Origin of the sequence: Oxobacter pfennigii, assembly GCF_001317355.1 — a bacterium.
In the GTDB taxonomy this organism is placed as follows: domain Bacteria; phylum Bacillota; class Clostridia; order Clostridiales; family Oxobacteraceae; genus Oxobacter; species Oxobacter pfennigii.
Genome location: NZ_LKET01000026.1, coordinates 140,140 through 156,581 on the forward strand (window position 1 = coordinate 140,140; position 16,442 = coordinate 156,581).

17 protein-coding genes are annotated in these 16,442 nt (G+C 37.2%); 7 read left to right on the forward strand and 10 right to left on the reverse strand.

What is annotated here, in order from left to right; all coding sequences use genetic code 11:
• The first annotated feature begins 287 nt into the window (after positions 1 to 287).
• The 3 genes from OXPF_RS06015 (at position 288) to OXPF_RS06025 (ending at position 3,745) form a co-directional block, all read left to right on the forward strand.
• The gene (locus OXPF_RS06015) at positions 288 to 1,304 is read left to right on the forward strand and encodes a rhodanese-like domain-containing protein (RefSeq protein WP_054874304.1); all 1,017 of its coding nucleotides are present in this window, start codon (positions 288 to 290) and stop codon (positions 1,302 to 1,304) included.
• Positions 1,305 to 1,514: 210 nt separating this feature from the next.
• Complete coding sequence (locus OXPF_RS06020; protein WP_054874305.1) at positions 1,515 to 2,774, forward strand: uroporphyrinogen decarboxylase family protein; 1,260 nt, start codon at positions 1,515 to 1,517, stop codon at positions 2,772 to 2,774.
• A gap of 227 nt (positions 2,775 to 3,001) precedes the next feature.
• Positions 3,002 to 3,745, forward strand: a complete 744-nt coding sequence (locus OXPF_RS06025; RefSeq protein WP_054874306.1) for an MEDS domain-containing protein — start codon at positions 3,002 to 3,004, stop codon at positions 3,743 to 3,745.
• Positions 3,746 to 3,975: 230 nt separating this feature from the next.
• On the opposite strand, the gene OXPF_RS06030 is transcribed toward OXPF_RS06025, so the two are convergent.
• From OXPF_RS06030 to cooS, 4 genes are all read right to left on the reverse strand, one after another.
• Entirely contained in the window at positions 3,976 to 4,320 is a 345-nt protein-coding gene (locus tag OXPF_RS06030) for an FMN-binding protein (protein WP_054874307.1), read from the reverse strand.
• A gap of 42 nt (positions 4,321 to 4,362) precedes the next feature.
• Positions 4,363 to 4,782, reverse strand: a complete 420-nt coding sequence (locus OXPF_RS22990) for a C-GCAxxG-C-C family protein (RefSeq protein ID WP_278308352.1) — start codon at positions 4,780 to 4,782, stop codon at positions 4,363 to 4,365.
• A gap of 3 nt (positions 4,783 to 4,785) precedes the next feature.
• On the reverse strand, positions 4,786 to 5,016 hold the full coding sequence (locus OXPF_RS22995) for a hypothetical protein (RefSeq protein WP_054874309.1): 231 nt from the start codon (positions 5,014 to 5,016) through the stop codon (positions 4,786 to 4,788).
• 183 nt (positions 5,017 to 5,199) lie between these two features.
• Positions 5,200 to 7,113 (reverse strand): anaerobic carbon-monoxide dehydrogenase catalytic subunit, encoded by a 1,914-nt coding sequence (gene cooS, locus OXPF_RS06045; RefSeq protein ID WP_054874310.1) that lies wholly within the window; start codon positions 7,111 to 7,113, stop codon positions 5,200 to 5,202.
• Between the two features lie 197 nt (positions 7,114 to 7,310).
• Here cooS and OXPF_RS06050 point away from each other — a divergent pair, with 197 nt between their 5' ends.
• Positions 7,311 to 8,483 carry a GGDEF domain-containing protein gene (locus OXPF_RS06050; RefSeq protein WP_054874311.1) on the forward strand — a complete coding sequence of 391 codons (1,173 nt, stop codon included), beginning with the start codon at positions 7,311 to 7,313 and terminating at the stop codon, positions 8,481 to 8,483.
• Positions 8,484 to 8,593: 110 nt separating this feature from the next.
• Here the strand turns inward: OXPF_RS06050 and OXPF_RS06055 are convergent, their stop codons facing one another.
• From OXPF_RS06055 to OXPF_RS06065, 3 genes are read right to left on the reverse strand one after another with little or no spacing between them, the layout of a single operon-like run.
• Positions 8,594 to 10,255: a nucleoside kinase gene (locus OXPF_RS06055; RefSeq protein ID WP_201779677.1), complete on the reverse strand. Its 1,662-nt coding sequence runs from the start codon at positions 10,253 to 10,255 to the stop codon at positions 8,594 to 8,596.
• A 35-nt stretch (positions 10,256 to 10,290) separates the two neighbouring features.
• Positions 10,291 to 10,683 (reverse strand): PH domain-containing protein, encoded by a 393-nt coding sequence (locus OXPF_RS06060; protein ID WP_054874312.1) that lies wholly within the window; start codon positions 10,681 to 10,683, stop codon positions 10,291 to 10,293.
• A gap of 22 nt (positions 10,684 to 10,705) precedes the next feature.
• Positions 10,706 to 11,794, reverse strand: a complete 1,089-nt coding sequence (locus OXPF_RS06065) for an SMI1/KNR4 family protein (protein ID WP_054874313.1) — start codon at positions 11,792 to 11,794, stop codon at positions 10,706 to 10,708.
• A 261-nt stretch (positions 11,795 to 12,055) separates the two neighbouring features.
• Here OXPF_RS06065 and OXPF_RS06070 point away from each other — a divergent pair, with 261 nt between their 5' ends.
• The 3 genes from OXPF_RS06070 (at position 12,056) to fba (ending at position 14,189) form a co-directional block, all read left to right on the forward strand.
• Positions 12,056 to 12,742, forward strand: coding sequence for a YetF domain-containing protein (locus OXPF_RS06070; protein ID WP_054874314.1), 687 nt, complete (start codon positions 12,056 to 12,058; stop codon positions 12,740 to 12,742).
• A 7-nt stretch (positions 12,743 to 12,749) separates the two neighbouring features.
• The gene (locus OXPF_RS06075; RefSeq protein ID WP_054874315.1) at positions 12,750 to 13,130 is read left to right on the forward strand and encodes a DUF4363 family protein; all 381 of its coding nucleotides are present in this window, start codon (positions 12,750 to 12,752) and stop codon (positions 13,128 to 13,130) included.
• Between the two features lie 129 nt (positions 13,131 to 13,259).
• Entirely contained in the window at positions 13,260 to 14,189 is a 930-nt protein-coding gene (gene fba, locus OXPF_RS06080; protein ID WP_054874316.1) for a class II fructose-1,6-bisphosphate aldolase, read from the forward strand.
• Here the strand turns inward: fba and OXPF_RS06085 are convergent, their stop codons facing one another.
• The 3 genes from OXPF_RS06085 to OXPF_RS22855 all read right to left on the reverse strand — a co-directional run.
• Positions 14,190 to 14,381, reverse strand: a complete 192-nt coding sequence (locus tag OXPF_RS06085; RefSeq protein WP_054874317.1) for a hypothetical protein — start codon at positions 14,379 to 14,381, stop codon at positions 14,190 to 14,192. It abuts the gene before it with no gap.
• Positions 14,382 to 14,713: 332 nt separating this feature from the next.
• Positions 14,714 to 15,367, reverse strand: coding sequence for a HEAT repeat domain-containing protein (locus tag OXPF_RS06090; protein ID WP_054874318.1), 654 nt, complete (start codon positions 15,365 to 15,367; stop codon positions 14,714 to 14,716).
• A 51-nt stretch (positions 15,368 to 15,418) separates the two neighbouring features.
• A partial coding sequence (locus OXPF_RS22855; RefSeq protein WP_242854333.1) for an RHS repeat domain-containing protein occupies positions 15,419 to 16,442 on the reverse strand: 1,024 nt, incomplete at its 5' end.

Sequence of the window (16,442 nt, forward strand, 5' to 3'; positions counted from 1 at the left end):
TGCTAATATGAACCTGAGTAATTACATCATGAATTTTATTGTGCATTCATGTCAAATGATTTCAAATGATTTCAAATGGCTTCGCCATTAGAAATAATTATATCATACAAATCTCTTGGTGTTTTATGAGTAAGTTAAATTTGCTGCATATTTGCCATAGTATTTTTGATAAATATATTAAATATTCTTATACAGCATAATCAAATCATTTTACGCCGATACCGCCATAACTGTTATAATTAATTTGTGTGAAAATTATAACACAACATTTAAAAGGAGGAATATAAATGAGTTCAAAGCGCCACTGCAAACTATTGTCAGTTGTACTTACACTTACGGTTTTTTTAGGGATCTTAGCCGGTTGTACTTCCAATAATCAGCCGTCAAATTCACAGCCGACAAAAGCCACGGAACCGACAAAAGCCGCCGAACCCACAAAAACCGATGTCGTAGCCGATGCCGCAAATGCATATTTTGCAAACATGGGGTCGGATACATATAAAATACCCGAAAAGGACTTTGTGGCAAAGGTAAAAGCAAATGAGCCTATGTTTATATTAGATATCAGACAAGCTGATGTTTATGAAAAAGGGCATATCAAAGGGGCTGTAAACCTGCCATGGGGAACTGCCATAAGCGATAACCTGACCAAGCTTCCCAAGGATAAGCCTATAATGGTCTATTGCTATACCGGACAAACTGCTGGTCAGACAGTAGCTTTGCTTAATGTTGCAGGCTTTGATGCAAAATCCGTCAACCTTGGCTGGGATCTTGGAATATCGAAGGTTGAAGGCGTGGCTGACGTGACTGAAACAACCGCAAATCCATTGACTGATATAACTACTGAGGTTAATCCCGAGATAAAGGCAGCCATTGATAAATACTATAAAGGGCTGACTGAAATCACAGATGCAAGGTATAAAAATTATAAAATCAGCGAAGATGATGCTAAAAAATTAGTAGATGATAAAGATACCAGCGTGATTTTCCTCTCTGTAAGAAAAGCAGAGGATTATGCCAACGGACATATTGAAGGCGCAGTAAATATTCCTTTTGCAAAGGGCATGCAGCAAAAATTCAATACTCTTCCAAAGGATAAAAAGATAATCGTTTACTGCTACACAGGCCAAACAGCCGGACAAACAGTTGCAATACTAAGATTATTAGGGTATGACGCAGTTTCCTTGAATGCCGGAATGGGAATGCCCAGCAATGCTCCGGCAGGATGGCTCAACAAAGGTTATCCTGTTGTAAAAAGCGAAGAACAAAAGCCGGTTGAATCCAACGATAAAGACAATTCTTAAAACATAGCTCTCCTTCTATAAAACTGACTTCGATTAAACATCGAAGTCAGTTTTTTTTACATAAATAGTATTTGATACGCTGGTATAAAATTGATAAAAAAAAATTTGTATTGAATTGTATTATACATTATAATACAATTATAAATATAATAGTACAATACCAGTGCGCACTGTATGTTATTGTATAATAAATTATGAAGGAGTTTCAATATGACAAATCAGCTATTGGATAGTTATAATGATAAACTCAAAAGACTGGACAAATGTGTAAAATTTGAAAAAGTCGACCGCGTGCCTATTGCAGTAGCCACATTGTATTTTTCTGCCAAATATTCAAATTTATCCTACGATACCATGTTTTATGATACTGAAAAATATAAGGAAGCTGCCGCAAAGTTTGCATTGGACTTTAACTGGGATGCAGCTTGTTTTCTCAGATCCTTTGAAACAGTGACCCTGGGCTTATCTTTGGCAGCATCTGATCCAAAACTAGCAATCAATGTGGCCATAGCTTCCGTAATGGGCGGCGGTTTTGCCCATGACATACTAAAAGATATATATGCTTCCCATCCGGGCCGAGAACTTCCTAAAGACGGCGAATCCCATTTTTTGATTAAAGATACTGTCATCAGTCCGGAAGAATATGATGAATTTATAGTCAACCCTCTCCAATTCCTTTCTGACATAGTCGTACCCAGAGTTTACAGAAGCCTTAATAAGCCCGGAAGCAGTGAGTCAAACGCTGCACTTATCAATTTAGGTTTGCAGCTTGGCCCCTCATTAAACAATGTAGTTGAATTTACAAAAAGAATGAAAGAGGTTAACTGTCCTCCCTGGTATATGGCTCTTGCGCCAAATCCCCTTGATTTCATTGGCTCGTTTGTAAGAAATTTTGATAAAGTCCTTTTCGATATCCGGCGTTACCCAACTAAAATTAAAAAACTTTGTGAAGAACTTGCACCTGTTTTTGCAGCTGTTGGAAAAGCTACAGGACAATTGTCATATGATCTGACCGGGTCCAAAAGAGTTTTTTTGCCTGTCTGGTACAATAGCTTCTTATCTAATAAGCAATTCAAGGAATTTCACTGGCCTTACATTAAATATATAGCAGAAGAGCTTATCAAGGAGGGCTTTACCCCTTTGTTATCCTTTCAAGGTGAACACGATCATCTTCTGGATACAATTTTAGAGTTGCCAGAAGGTAAGGCAATTGCATGGTTTGACAGGACAGATGTAATAAAAGCAAAGAAAGTAATAGGGGAACATACATGTGTTGCAGGAGGAATTTCACCATCACTTCTTATTGGCGGAACTCCTGAAGAAGTAGACTCCCGCATAAAACTGATTTTAGATGAAATAAAGCCAGCCAAAGGCTTTATATTCACACTGCCCTTCAATGCCATAGGTCCTGCAAAAATTGAAAATGTAAAAGCCATGACAGAAGCGGTATTTAAATACGGAGAATATTAAAGGCATAGAAAATATTTGTCAACCATGGATTAAATAAAGTAAGGTTCATAGGCTCCATTGTGTGTAAACGGATAATATTGTATTATATTTTGCTATATTCTATTATAATATAAGGTATTAGTTGAAAGGTTATTACAAATTAGAATAGAATAGTTATATAATTGCAAAGTATTATAAAGTATGATATTGTCATTAACTTGTTTAAATACAATCAAAGGAGCTATAGAATGGATAAGGAACTGTTAACCGTAGATGAGGTTGCCGATATACTGCGCACCACACCAAATACCATATACAGATGGTTAAGAGCCGGAAAGTTTCCCGGTGTTAAAATAGGTAAGGAATGGCGGATTAAACGGGAAGCGCTGGAGGAAAGATTAAATGACAGCATACATCATCCGGAACAATCCTATATTGAAAAATTAAATATACAAGGAGACCATGTTATGGTTTTAACATCCAGCCAGTCTGAAGTTTTGGATATTGAGGTGGAATTCTTTAAAAAAGGCTTAAATAAAGGCCAAAGGCTTTTTAAAGGCTGCTGGTGGCAAAATCAGGATGAAGTGAGAAAAGAGCTTACCTTAAGAGGGATTCACGTGGAGGATTTGGAGAGGCAGGATAAGCTTGTAATTGCCGACTTGGCTGATGCATTCAGGAAAAAAGGTATACAAGGACCGGTAGAAATCTGGCAGAGTGAAGCTTATAAGTCTTTGTCCATGGGCTATAAGGTCACATGGGGCTCAGGCTCACCCGATTTACTTTGCTGCGGAGATTTTAATAAATTACAGGAGTTTGAAAATTCACTTGCCAAATCCATTGAAAAAATTCCTATAGTAGGTATATGTCCCTATGTATTAAATCTTGATGCACAAGATAGTTTTAATTCCCTTGTACATTTAATGAATCAACATAAGGGTGTACTGTTCTACGGTTCCAAAATCTCTGCTTTTCTTCGTAAAGACATGGTTTGATAGCTGCATTTTCTCATACAAATAAGTCTATATTAAAAACCCGGGATTCCATTAATCCCGGGTTTTTAATATAACAATGTCTTATACAGTATTACCAAATCATTTTATGATAAAACTTAGATTATTGATATAATAGACACAAATGATATCCTCTATCTTCTAAATTTAAAATAAAGTAATAAGTCCCGGGATTTTACTCCCGGGACTTATTACTTTTATAGATAGAAGAATTATTTTGCATTCTCCAATGCCTTATTCACGGCTTCTATGATACCGTTACTGGTCATGGTAGCACCTGAAACTGTCTCTACTTCTGTTGAATTCTTTTCAACTATAGCTGCAGGAATTTGTTCCAATGCAGCATCTGCAATTCCTTCGGTCTCTTCATGTTCTGTAACATCTATCTTTGCTATTTTGCCGCCAGAAACTTCTACAGATACCTTTATGGTTTCTTTTCCGTCGCCTTCCCCTTCATAAGTACCGTCCTTATAAGCTGGGCTTTTGCTCCCGCCGCATCCTGCCAAAAGAGCAGTTACCAGAAGCATTGCCATTGTTAAAGAAAAAGTTCTTTTCATTTCTTGACTCCTCTCATCATGCTATCTTTAAATAAATATACACTATCCCATTTGTTCATTGAGCATTTCAAAAATCTTTTTTGTTACTTCTGCGGCAACGCCTGCACAGCGGCTTTTTCTTTCAGGATCATTATAGGCATATCCGCTGGCTGCCATGAAATTGCCCACAGAATCTTCACATAGATAAGAATCTGCCACAGTCTTAGGGAGGTTGAGATTTTCAGGCTGATAACTTGGGAATTCTTCTTTTTTATACCATTTCAATAATTCCGACAGCAGTTTGTTGGATGTTTCTTTATCGCATACCGTACCGATACAGGCTGCACCTACTCCTAAAGTACCGCAAAGAGTACCTGCCCCATAGCCGCCTGCTGCACTTATAAAGGCTTCGGTTGGAATCTGATTAAAAGGATATCCAACTTCTTCTGCCAACGTTCCGAAGAACCCTTCGGATACTCCGATACCTCACCCGCCCTTTTCTTTATAAGCATGAAACGCTCTTTCAGCCGCCTTGTCCACATCTACTTTTTTATATGGGAACGGCCACTGTGGCTTTTCTGTTGTATCAGCTGCCGTTGAAGTTGGAGCACATCCTGCCAGTAAAGGTCCTAATGTACCTGCAACTGCTGCACCTGCTAATGTTTTACCTACTCCTTTAACAAAATCTTTTCTGGAAATCTGCTTTTCCATCTGCATTCTCGTACCCCCTTGTAATTTAATTAATAAGTTGTAATATATTTAACAATATAATAATATCAATTATTACATTAATATAGTGATACAATTTATTTATGCAGCATAAGAGTTTGTTATATAAAAAACAAAGAGCATTGACAAAATCATATTTTGACGATGCTCTTAAATCCTATAATCCCTTAATTATGTTAATCCCAAAGCTTTCCGTTTTGATAAGATATGCTCTTCAATATCCTTAGCTGCCTGAACCGGCTCATCTCCTAAGGCTACCTTTCCTCCCGTAAGCTCTTCTACATCCTGTGTCAGCAATTTCACAAGATTTGGAGCGCCTGTAATGAATGGTGTTGGTGACAGATGGGTATATGCCCCGTATGCTACTGCGAATACACCGTCAATGGTTGCTTTTTGTTCCATCCACTCCGGCGCGGTGACAGCTATGGGCAAATCCGGTACATCCACATCCAGGTGGTCTGCCAGGGCAGTTACCAGCATTGAGATCCTGCCCGTATCGGTACAAGTCCCAAAACTTAAGACAGGCGGTATTTTTAATGCACTGCATATTTCCTGCAGCCCTTTCCCCGCCATATCTGCCGCTTCCAGATTGCAAAGTCCTGCAACCTCCAAAGCATGGTTTCCACAGCCTCCCGCGACTACCAATATATCTCTTTTTATTAACTCTTTGGTGAGGTTCACCGTATTCCAGTCCTGGGGACCATTTCTTAAGGATGAACAATTGGCCAGCGCCACAACGCCTTTTATTTTTCCTGCTGCTATTACGTCAACAAGAGGGTCCAGTTTATTCCCCAGAGCCTCCAGTACTGCCTCGGTAGAAAATCCTGCTACAGCCTTTTGAGTAATCTTTGGCACCATCGGCTTGATGTTTCCCGTCCGTTTTTTGAAATTCTCTATTGCCAGGTCAATCAATTTGTCGGCCATTTCATCTGCTTCTTCAGGATTGTAGGGGATTTTATGCTGCAGCCCGGGTATTCCGATTATGGTGCTTACACTGACTAGAGTTATCTGATATTTTTCCGCATACATATCTATAGCCGGAGGTGAACAATTTTCCTCCATTGCCATTACATCCACCGTACCTGTAGCTAAAAATGGTTCTATAGCCAACCAGTTCCCCATCAGACCCACAAATACATCGTCTACTTCAAACCTCTGAAGAAGTTCCTGTCCTGTCTCTATTGAACCAACTATTCTTAAACCTTTAGCTCCGGCTGCCTTTGCCTTATCCTGCACCTGCTTAGATTTAGCTTTTTGTATTGTTGCCACTCCTGCCCAGGGCTGGTGGCCGTTAAAGGCAATATTAACATAACCCGGATCCATGATACCTAAGTCTACATTTACCTCATGAGGTTTTGGCGTGCCGAATAATATATCCTGAACCATTTCAAGGCCTATTTGGGCATTATATATTGTTGCGATTCCCAGCCTGAGAGCTTTTAAGGCCAATGATGCATAGTCCCCATCCACGTTTGTAAGACAGCTTGCAACGGAATTTTGTTCTTCATGGTTAACACCGGCAGGGTAAATATTTATATCCCTCCATACCTTTTTTCTTTTCCTGGGAGCAAATGTTTCCACCATTATATTAGGTTTATCTGTTCCCACATGCAGTTGTTCTTCCAGAAGGTTTGCCAGGTCAACAGCCATCTTATTTATATCCTGGTTTGTATTTATTTTTAGCTGTTCACACATCCATTTAAGCTTGTTTGCATCCTTAATTGTAAAGGGAGTTTTTCCTTCACCTGTAGCCCGCAAAGTCCTGTATGCTTCATAAGCATGATGACTGTATGTACCCGCTCCCATAATATTATGAAGAAGCAATGTCCTCATTGCCATCGCATCTGGCCCTATTCCACACACACCCTTTTCCGGCTGTCCTTTATCATTGATCCTGCAAGGTCCATGGGAACATAGCTGACAGCTTAGGCCCTGAAGACAGAATTTGCAGCGTATTTTTTCCTGATGCATCCACCTGTCAAATACATTGGACATACCATCTTCTCTTATTCTTTTTAGCATTTCTTCCACTGAATCATGATAGCTTACGCGTCCTTCGGTTTTTTCCAATATGGTTTCACTCATTTAAAATCATACTCCTTTCATAAACTTCACTAGTAGTTTCCCTCACATCCATGATGAAATATGCAAAGTTTTATATTATCAAATCATTTTATTCTATGCATTGTTGATTTTTCAGCGGCATCGTACTAAAATTAAAACAATGTGGTGATGGGAAAACTATAAAATACTACGAACAGCTACTTGAAAGAGGAATGCAGATGAATGTTTTTAATATAGATATGGGAACTCTCTTAATTGTTCTTGTTTTAGGGCATATTTTAACAGGCATACTTATAATCTCATATACAGTCCGGCATAACAAAGAGAAATCAGTTAATATATTTTTATTGTCTAAATTATTTCAATCGGTTGCATGGATTATGCTTGGTTTTAAAGATGCTATCCCTTATATTATTTGGATATCTATATCGAATTCTATATTATTTATCGGTGCAGCATTGGAACTAATTGCTTTTTTAACTTTGGTAAACAGTTATAATAAAGCTATAAAAAGAAATTATAATATCCTGATTTTAATTTGTATTGCTACTTTTAATGCTATAACAATATACAGTACTCCAGAAAATATCAGGATCGTATTTGCCTCCACAATTACAGTTATATTAATTTCATTTCCAGCATATAAGCTTTTTAGGCATAAAAATCCATCAGTATTGCAAAAAGTAATAGCTTCTTTTTACAGTATTACAATGGTTTCCTTCCTTTTCAGGGCCTATATGGCATTAACCTCGGCGCATGATATGACACTATGGTCAACAAATATTTTCAATACCGGCTCCTTTCTTCTGCTGTATCTTGTAATGCTCGTGGGAAGTATAGGATTCATTCTTTTAGCAAAAGAAAAGCTGGATGTTGAACTGGTTAAAGCTGCGTCACTTGATGAATTAACTGATATATTTAATCGAAGGACATTTATATTGCGCGCAAAAGAATTTATTTCGCTGTTTGCAAGAAAAAAAGAACAAATCTCATATTTGCTTATAGATATTGATAATTTCAAAAGGATTAATGACGTATATGGGCATTATATAGGAGATATTGTCTTAAAGGAGTTTGCTGGTGCCATCAAGGCACAATTAAGAGTTTATGATTTATTCGGAAGGTACGGTGGTGAAGAATTCGCCATATTACTCCCAGGTACAAATGAAAAAGATTCTATTGAAGTCGCAGAAAGATTAAGAAAAACAATCGAAAATACACCAGTCAGCATCAATCCTGAAATAAAATATACCATAAGTATAGGAGCAGTCACTCTTACTCCGGATTCGAAAACAAATGTTGATATGCTCTATAAAATAAGTGATAACGCTCTTTATATGGCGAAAATGCAGGGAAGGAATCGTGTTGTTCGGTTTCAAAATGCAGTATAAATAGCGGATAAGCACACAATCAGAAAACTTACAAATTATTAAATTAAAAAGAGGGCGTCGAAACTATAATATTTCTTTACGCCCTTCTTATTATTAAACTTATAAATTGTTTATTCGTTATAAAAACTGCTTTTACCGGTGAATTCCCTTATTATCGAATTGTTTGGCACGTTTGTATCGTCTACAGGAAGGAAGTATTCCAAAAACTTCAACAGCCTTCTTGCTTCCGAATAGGCTCTGCTTTCTTTGCCTATCTTTTTTAACAGGGGCTCTGCATAATTTTTAAGCACGCCCATCTCATATAAAAGGGTAGAGTTAAACATGATATCTGCTTCCTCCTGGAAGGGGAATATATTAATATCTTCCCCCTTTCTTACAGAAGGCCATCCTAAAATGGTGCTTTCCGCATCCCTGCCTCTGGTTCTGTTATCCCTTATTATTCTTCTTAAAATTCTGACATCCGTTGTGGGAATCCTGTTGTGATTGTCGATATTAAGCTGGGTTAACGCACTTATATATATCTTGAATTTATTTTCGGGATTGATTTTGCTGGTCAGCATTTCATTTAAGCCGTGAATTCCCTCGGCTAAAAGTATCATCCCGTCAGTAAGCTTTAATGTGTTGCCTTTGTATTCCCTTTGCCCGGTTATAAAATTAAAGGTGGGAATCATGATTTCTTCGCCGTTAAGAAGTCTTTGTAGGTGGTCATTTAAAAGATTCAAATCTAGAGCGTAAATGGTCTCAAAATCATAATCACCGTTTTCATCCTTAGGTGTATCTTCCCTGTTTAAGAAGTAATCATCTAAGGATATTGCATATGGTTTTAATCCATTTACCCTGAGCTGAATGCTCAATCTTTTGGTAAATGTAGTTTTACCTGACGAGGAGGGCCCGGCTATCAAAACTATTTTAATCTTATCCTTAAAGTCGGCAATCATGTCGGCTATATTTGCTATTTTCTTTTCATGAAGAGCTTCAGCAATTCTTATTATATCCTCAATATCGCCTGACTCTTCCTTTTCATTTAATTCTCCGACATCTGACACACCTATTATCTTTGCCCATTCTTCAGTTTCACGAAAAACGTTGAAGAGCTTTTTTTGCTCAATATATACAGGCAATTCATCGGGAGAATAGGTCTCGGGATAGCTTAATACAAACCCCGGCTTATAAAATTTAAGCTCAAATTTTTTAAGATATCCGGCAGAGGGCACCATTCTTCCATAAAAATAATCATACAGCCATCCGCATTTGTACAGATTGATATGGTCCTGCTTCCAGTATTTAAAAAGCCTTACTTTATCATCCTGACCGGATTTTTTAAACAAATTTATGGCTTCACCCATTGAAATCCGGCTTTTCTCAAAGGGTTCATCACTTTCAACTATCTCCTGCATCCTGCGTTCTATTGCCAATACATCTTCTAGGCTTAGTTCTTTGTCCTTGTGAATTTCTCCGTACAGCCCCTTGTTTATAGAATGCTCAATGGATACCTTGCAGTCGGGAAATATCTCCTGTGCAGCCCTTATAAGAACAAAGGTCAATCCCCGGGCATATATCCTCCTGGCTTCATAGGAGGCAAGAGTTAAAAACTCCACCTTGCAGTCCTCGTTAAGTTCATCATTCAATTCCAATATCTCGTTATTTACCTTTGCTGCGATAATTCCCGTCTCATATTGCACCTTGTAGTTTTTAGCTATGTCTTTTAGCCTTGTTCCCTTTGCATATTCCCCAGATAATCCGCTGTTAAATTCCACTTTGACTTTATCCACGCAAATCAATCCTTTACTGCAAGATTTTTTATTCTTTAGTTCATATCTATATAGCTTATAAATTCTTTAGCATTCTCCGGAGTCACACCATAGGTCATAACAGGAGTCTTTATAAGCACCATCTTTTTTCTGATATCCGGTGAATACACTTTGACCTTTCCTATTCCTTCAATAAAAAAAGTGCCCTGCCTTAAATTAAAAAACTCCACACCCTTAACCTTCTCCATTTGAGGCAGTTCATCTAAAAGCCTTATTTCTACTATATCCTTAATAGGAATTTTAGTTTCGCCAAACCAGCTTATATTTATGCTTCCGTTACTTACGACATATTTAATGTCAATGCCTTTGTTTGCTAAAACCAAAAATATTACAGTTACAATGCCAAGGATAACCAAGCTAAGCTTACCGGTTCTATTTTTCTTCTTCATGTTATCCTCCCGAAAATAAAAATCATTTCAAGCCTTTTAAATATTTTATATCCCGCCTGCATATTCCCGATGCCCATACCAACCCGGCTTTTTCATACAATGGTATAAGCATTTCAAGAATTTTTATCTTCAGTTTATAATCTCCTGTCAAAACCAGTACGTTGTTTAATTCCTTTATGGAATCCATATAGTTTCCGTCCCTTATATATTTTTCAACCAGTACAAATCTGAAGGAAGAATCATAAGGCCTTTGCTGCCTTATGAAATCCATAAAAGGTGATTTTTTTTGTTCTTCCGATAGCAAAGACTCATTTTCAAGAATGATATTGAATATCTCTTCTAAAACGCTCTTTGGTATACCGGCATCATCTTCGTCCCAGTAGCTGTAGCCCGAAGCCGCAACGGGGGTTTGTGCCGCCTTGAACAATAGATTTATCCCTTCTTTTTTATCTTTATTTAAAAGATATTTTCCCATTATATAGTAGGGAGCTGTATAGTTAGGAGAAAAATACATAGCTCTGTTTAGATATTTTTCACCTGCAATATTGCCCACCTCTAAAATTTTACGGGCTCTCATGCACAAAAGCTGCACAGCATAAGGATCCCTTTTTATTATAAGCTCGTTTAAATCTTCTTCGTTTTTTGCCTTTTCTATTGCCGATATATCAAAATCCATAAGAGATGATACGCTGTTTATCTTTTCTATACACTCCTCGTATTCTTCTCTGGTGCCTTCGGCCATATATTCTTGGGGATACAGCAATGCCTTGTATTCCTGTATAACGCAATTATATATAAAATTATCAAAAGTCGAGTTAAGAATTACATAATTATAGGTCTCGTGAAGCCACAGCGCTATATAGTATTCATCGGGGTTTTCGCCGTATTTCAAAAAGCAAAAGCAGTCCCCGTTGCCAAGACCTCCGAAGGGAAACAAGCCTACTTCCATCGCCCCTCCCAATCTGAGATTATTATCTATAAAATCCGACGTGGGAAAGAATTCGCAGTTTCCTACGGCATATCCATCGCCCAGTTCAGTAACAAGCAGCCTGTATGAATCAGGAAGTTGAAAATTATATTTGCGTTCAAACTTTTCAAATCTGTATCTCATGGCGTCATATCTCCTTTATACAAGCAAGGACGGTGTAATAAAAGTCATAATAACATTTTAACATATATATGGCCCTCATAAAAGAAATTACAAATAATTTACACTTATCATGCATGAAATCAATTAAGAAGCTCTGACTTTACATCTATTATACTCATTCTATCCAATACATGGAGTTTTAAAAGCTTATATCATCTATTTTCCGCATATTATTGATGCTGTATGGATAAATTAAAAGTGCAAATGAGGGAAGGTGATAAAATGATAATCGTGATTGTAAGGACAATAATACTGTATGCAATAATACTTATTGTCATGAGAATCATGGGAAAAAGACAACTTGGGCAGCTCCAGCCCTTCGAACTGGTAATTACCATTCTAATTTCCGAGCTGGCGGCAGTCCCTATGCAAGATACGGGAATACCTTTGATTAACGGTATTATCCCAATATTCATTCTCATGACGGCCCAGATTTTGCTATCTTTTATCACACTTAAAAGTGAAAAAGCCAGAGGCATAATATGCGGTAAACCCAGCATACTTATTGAAGACGGCAATATAATGGAAAAAGAGCTTTCCAAGCTTTATTTCAATATAAACGACCTTTTGGAGCAGCTGAGAGTAAAAGGGTATCCCGATATAAAGGATGTGGAATTTGCAATACTTGAAACCGAAGGCCAGTTAAGCGTTATCCCAAAGTCTTCCAAGCGTCCTGCCACCCCAAAAGATCTAAAGCTTAATGTCACGCAGGAAAAAATACCCATAACCATAATAATTGATGGAGTACTTATAAAAGAGAACCTTAAAATTGCCAGGCTCAGTGAAAAGGATATCTCAAAAATTCTAAGCCAAAAGGGAGTAAACAGTTTCAAGGAAGTTTTCTTTGCAGGGCTGGATTCCTCGGGGCAATTCTTCTTCCAGATTAAAGATTTCGTGAGAAACAGGTGAAATACATATGAAAAAAATCTTGCTTGCTGTTGCTATAATCATTGCCATTTCATGCACCGCTATATACTCCCTGCATTTATATAAAACCACATCAGAAACCTTGTCCAAAAGAGTAGATAATATAATTGAGCTTGTAACTTTAGATAAATGGGAGGAAGCTTCTGAAAAAATCAAGGATTTCGAAGAGGCTTGGGAGGATATTGAAAATGTTTGGACCTTATTGATTGACCACTTTGAAATTGACAACATCGAAATGTCTCTTAAAAAGGCAGGAAAATATATAGAAACAAAGAACAAGCCATTATCTTTGGCCGAACTTGAAACTCTTGATTTTATGGTAGAGCACATACTTGAAAAAGAAGTATTCAATCTTAAAAATGTGTTTTAAAAAAATTATATGGCACTTTTTATTGATAATATAAATAACCCAATCTATAATTAAAATTAGCTGAGGTTTTAATTGGATGCTTTGTCAAATATAAATCATAATGCCTAAATTTATTAAAGGAGTGATATAATGGCTCTTGTTACTTCAACAGATATGTTAAAAAAGGCCTATGAAGGCGGATATGCCATAGGTGCTTTCAATGTCAATAATATGGAAATCGTCCAGGGAATTATAAATGCGGCAAAAGAGGAGCAGGCACCTGTAATCCTTCAGGTTTCAGCCGGAGCAAGGAAATATGCAAGCCCAATATATTTGAGAAAGCTTGTCGAGGCTGCAATAGAGGATTCAAACCTTCCCATAGTTCTTCACCTTGATCACGGTGATGATTTTGAAATATGCAAGGCTTGTGTTGACAGCGGGTTTACTTCTGTCATGATAGACGGTTCCAAGCATCCCTTTGAAGAAAACATAAGACTTACAAAAGAAGTGGTGGATTACGCCCACGAAAGAGGAGTAGTAGTTGAAGGAGAATTGGGTAAACTGGCCGGCGTTGAGGATGCAGTAAATGTTTCGGCAAAGGATGCAACCTATACTGACCCGGATCAGGTTGCGGAATTCGTTGCCAAAACCGGCGTTGATTCTTTGGCCATTGCCATAGGCACAAGCCACGGAGCATACAAATTCAAAGGCGAAGCCAAGCTTGATTTTGAAAGGCTTGAGAAAATATCAAAGCTGGTTCCCGGATTTCCCATAGTACTTCACGGAGCATCATCGGTTCCGCAGGAATTCGTTACAAAATGCAATGAATTCGGCGGAAATATAGCAGGGGCCATGGGAGTTCCGGAAGAGATGCTGAGAAAAGCCGCATCTATGGCCGTTTGCAAAATAAACATAGACACGGATTTAAGACTGGCAATGACAGCTTCCATCAGGGAACATTTTATAAATCACCCTGAAGAATTCGATCCCAGAAAATATTTAGGACCGGCAAGGGATGCCATAAAAAGAATAGTACAGCACAAAATCAAAAACGTATTAGGCTGCAGCAACAAAGCATAATCAATAGTCTATAATGCCATACTCTTCCCAGGGCAGCTGCACCGTATTTATTTTATTGCAGCCGGGGCAGCGGGGAAAAAAAATAATCTTTGCTATTTTCCCCTCATCCTTTAAAATAGCCTGACTGCATTCACTCGAATCAAACGCAAAACTTAAACCGCAGCCTTTGCAATTATCAACTTTCAAAAGCATTGAATGCCTCCAAAATAAAAATCTACTAAATATATATTAGATTTAAATATAAAAAAGGCTTTCAATAGATTGCATTAAGCAGTTTTTTTAGAAGCTCAAATTCAATTTTGCTCTTTCAGCACATAAATATCTCCTATTACAGTAACAACTGCAATAGGAGATATTTATGTTTTATCCTAATTATTAATGTATTATTACTATTGTAAGAGCTCTTGTCTCTCTTTTTGTTAATTTTGCAAGGTTAAGCTCCAACATCTTTTAAATGGCTCAGACCAATAATTTCTTAAGTTTTGCTAAGTCGGGGGAGTAGCACGCTCTTCGATAGTAATCCTTCATATGTTTAACGTCCTATCAATTAAATCTCTTACTGCAACAGATTTTTCAAGCTTTCGCCTTCTTATAAGGGCTGATTTTATCTCGTCTATATTTTCATCCGTTACTAACTCATTTAACCGTTTTACAGCCACATATCTATTCCTATACAGCCTATTATTTAATTCATCTATAAGTAATTTTAAGTATGATTTATCACCTAACATAATTAGGATTTTGTATAAATTAATTTTTACCCACGTTACTTTTTCCTTCTTTAAAATATATTCCATAAATTCACTTAATTTCTGTTTATCATAATTTATATTATTTGCTATATTGACTATTGATAAAGCAGAATATCCCCTTACCAGACTGCTTTTATCATATAAGAGCCTTTTGTTCAATAGTTCAAGAACTTCTGGTGATGTACTGTTACACAAAGAATCACATGCACTAGCCCTAACTATTCCCGATTTATCATCCAGCATATCAATAAGTATCTTTTCTGCTTCTAGCGAATCGAAAAATGCCAAGGTATCTGCTGCCCTCACCCTTACTTCTTCGTCCTTATCCTGAGAAAGTAAATGTAAAGCTCTCAATTCATTCTCCCCAAATTGATCAGAATTTTCAATTTCTTCTATTAAATCTAATTTTTCATTCGAATTTTTCATATTTTCACCTGTTCCTAAAAAGATATTAATATATTTGATATATCTTAAATATTAGATAATTGGGATTAAATTTCTGGCTGGTATAATTCTTGAACCTTCTGATATTATTATATAAATCACCAATGCTGTACCAGTTAAGCCTGTGGCTATTCCAATTTTCTCCACCAAAGAGCCTACATCAGGCAGAAATTCTATTTTGCTTTTATACTTATTTTTTCGTTTACCTTTATTTCGTAAATCTCTATATTTTTCTTCAGTAACATATCTTTTTCGCTCTTGAGGTGACAATGACTTATCTCTTGCTCGTTGTGAGATTACATCATCAGGCAAATTGCTTAATCCTGAATCTCTTTGACTGTGTTGAGTTTTAGAATAAACTATATTATTCTGAGATTTAGGCCAGTTTTCCTTCATATATTTTAATGATGTTGTCCTCACCTCTGCAGTTTCTATAAGGTCTCCAGTAATTATTGGTCTAAGCCCATCTATATCTTCCATATTAACAAAGTTATTTTTGACATATACAAACAAATTATGTCCAAGTAGTTCACCAATGCTACCTGCTATTGCATCTATGCTAATAAACCTTCCCCACTCCGGGTTGTAGTACCTGCTATTCAAATAATACAATGCAGTCTCATTGTCATACCTGTATCCGCGATACCTATAGGGATTCTTTACGCCAACAGTTCCTGCAAGGGAGCCGGTTGGTTCTGATGCTTTTCCCCAGCTGTCGTAACTATAAAATACTACCTGAGTCCCTGTACTGTCTAACAGCCCCGTAATATTTCCAACAGCATTCCTTATATAGAAATATTCTACACCATTTAAGTTCATAGATACAAGTTTACCGGCCCCATCGTAAGTAAAGTAAATTTTGTCACTGCCGGTTTCCTCAAAGGTTACCTTGTCGCCGACCAAATGATACTTTGTGATTACTCCGTTAATTGTTTTCTCTGTCCTTATGCCCCTGTCGTTGTATTTAAAGGATATATTGGTTCCGGATTTTACCATTGACTTAAGCTGTCTTCCTTCTTCCCAGGTGAAGTTCCATCCATCATATATCAAAGGATTT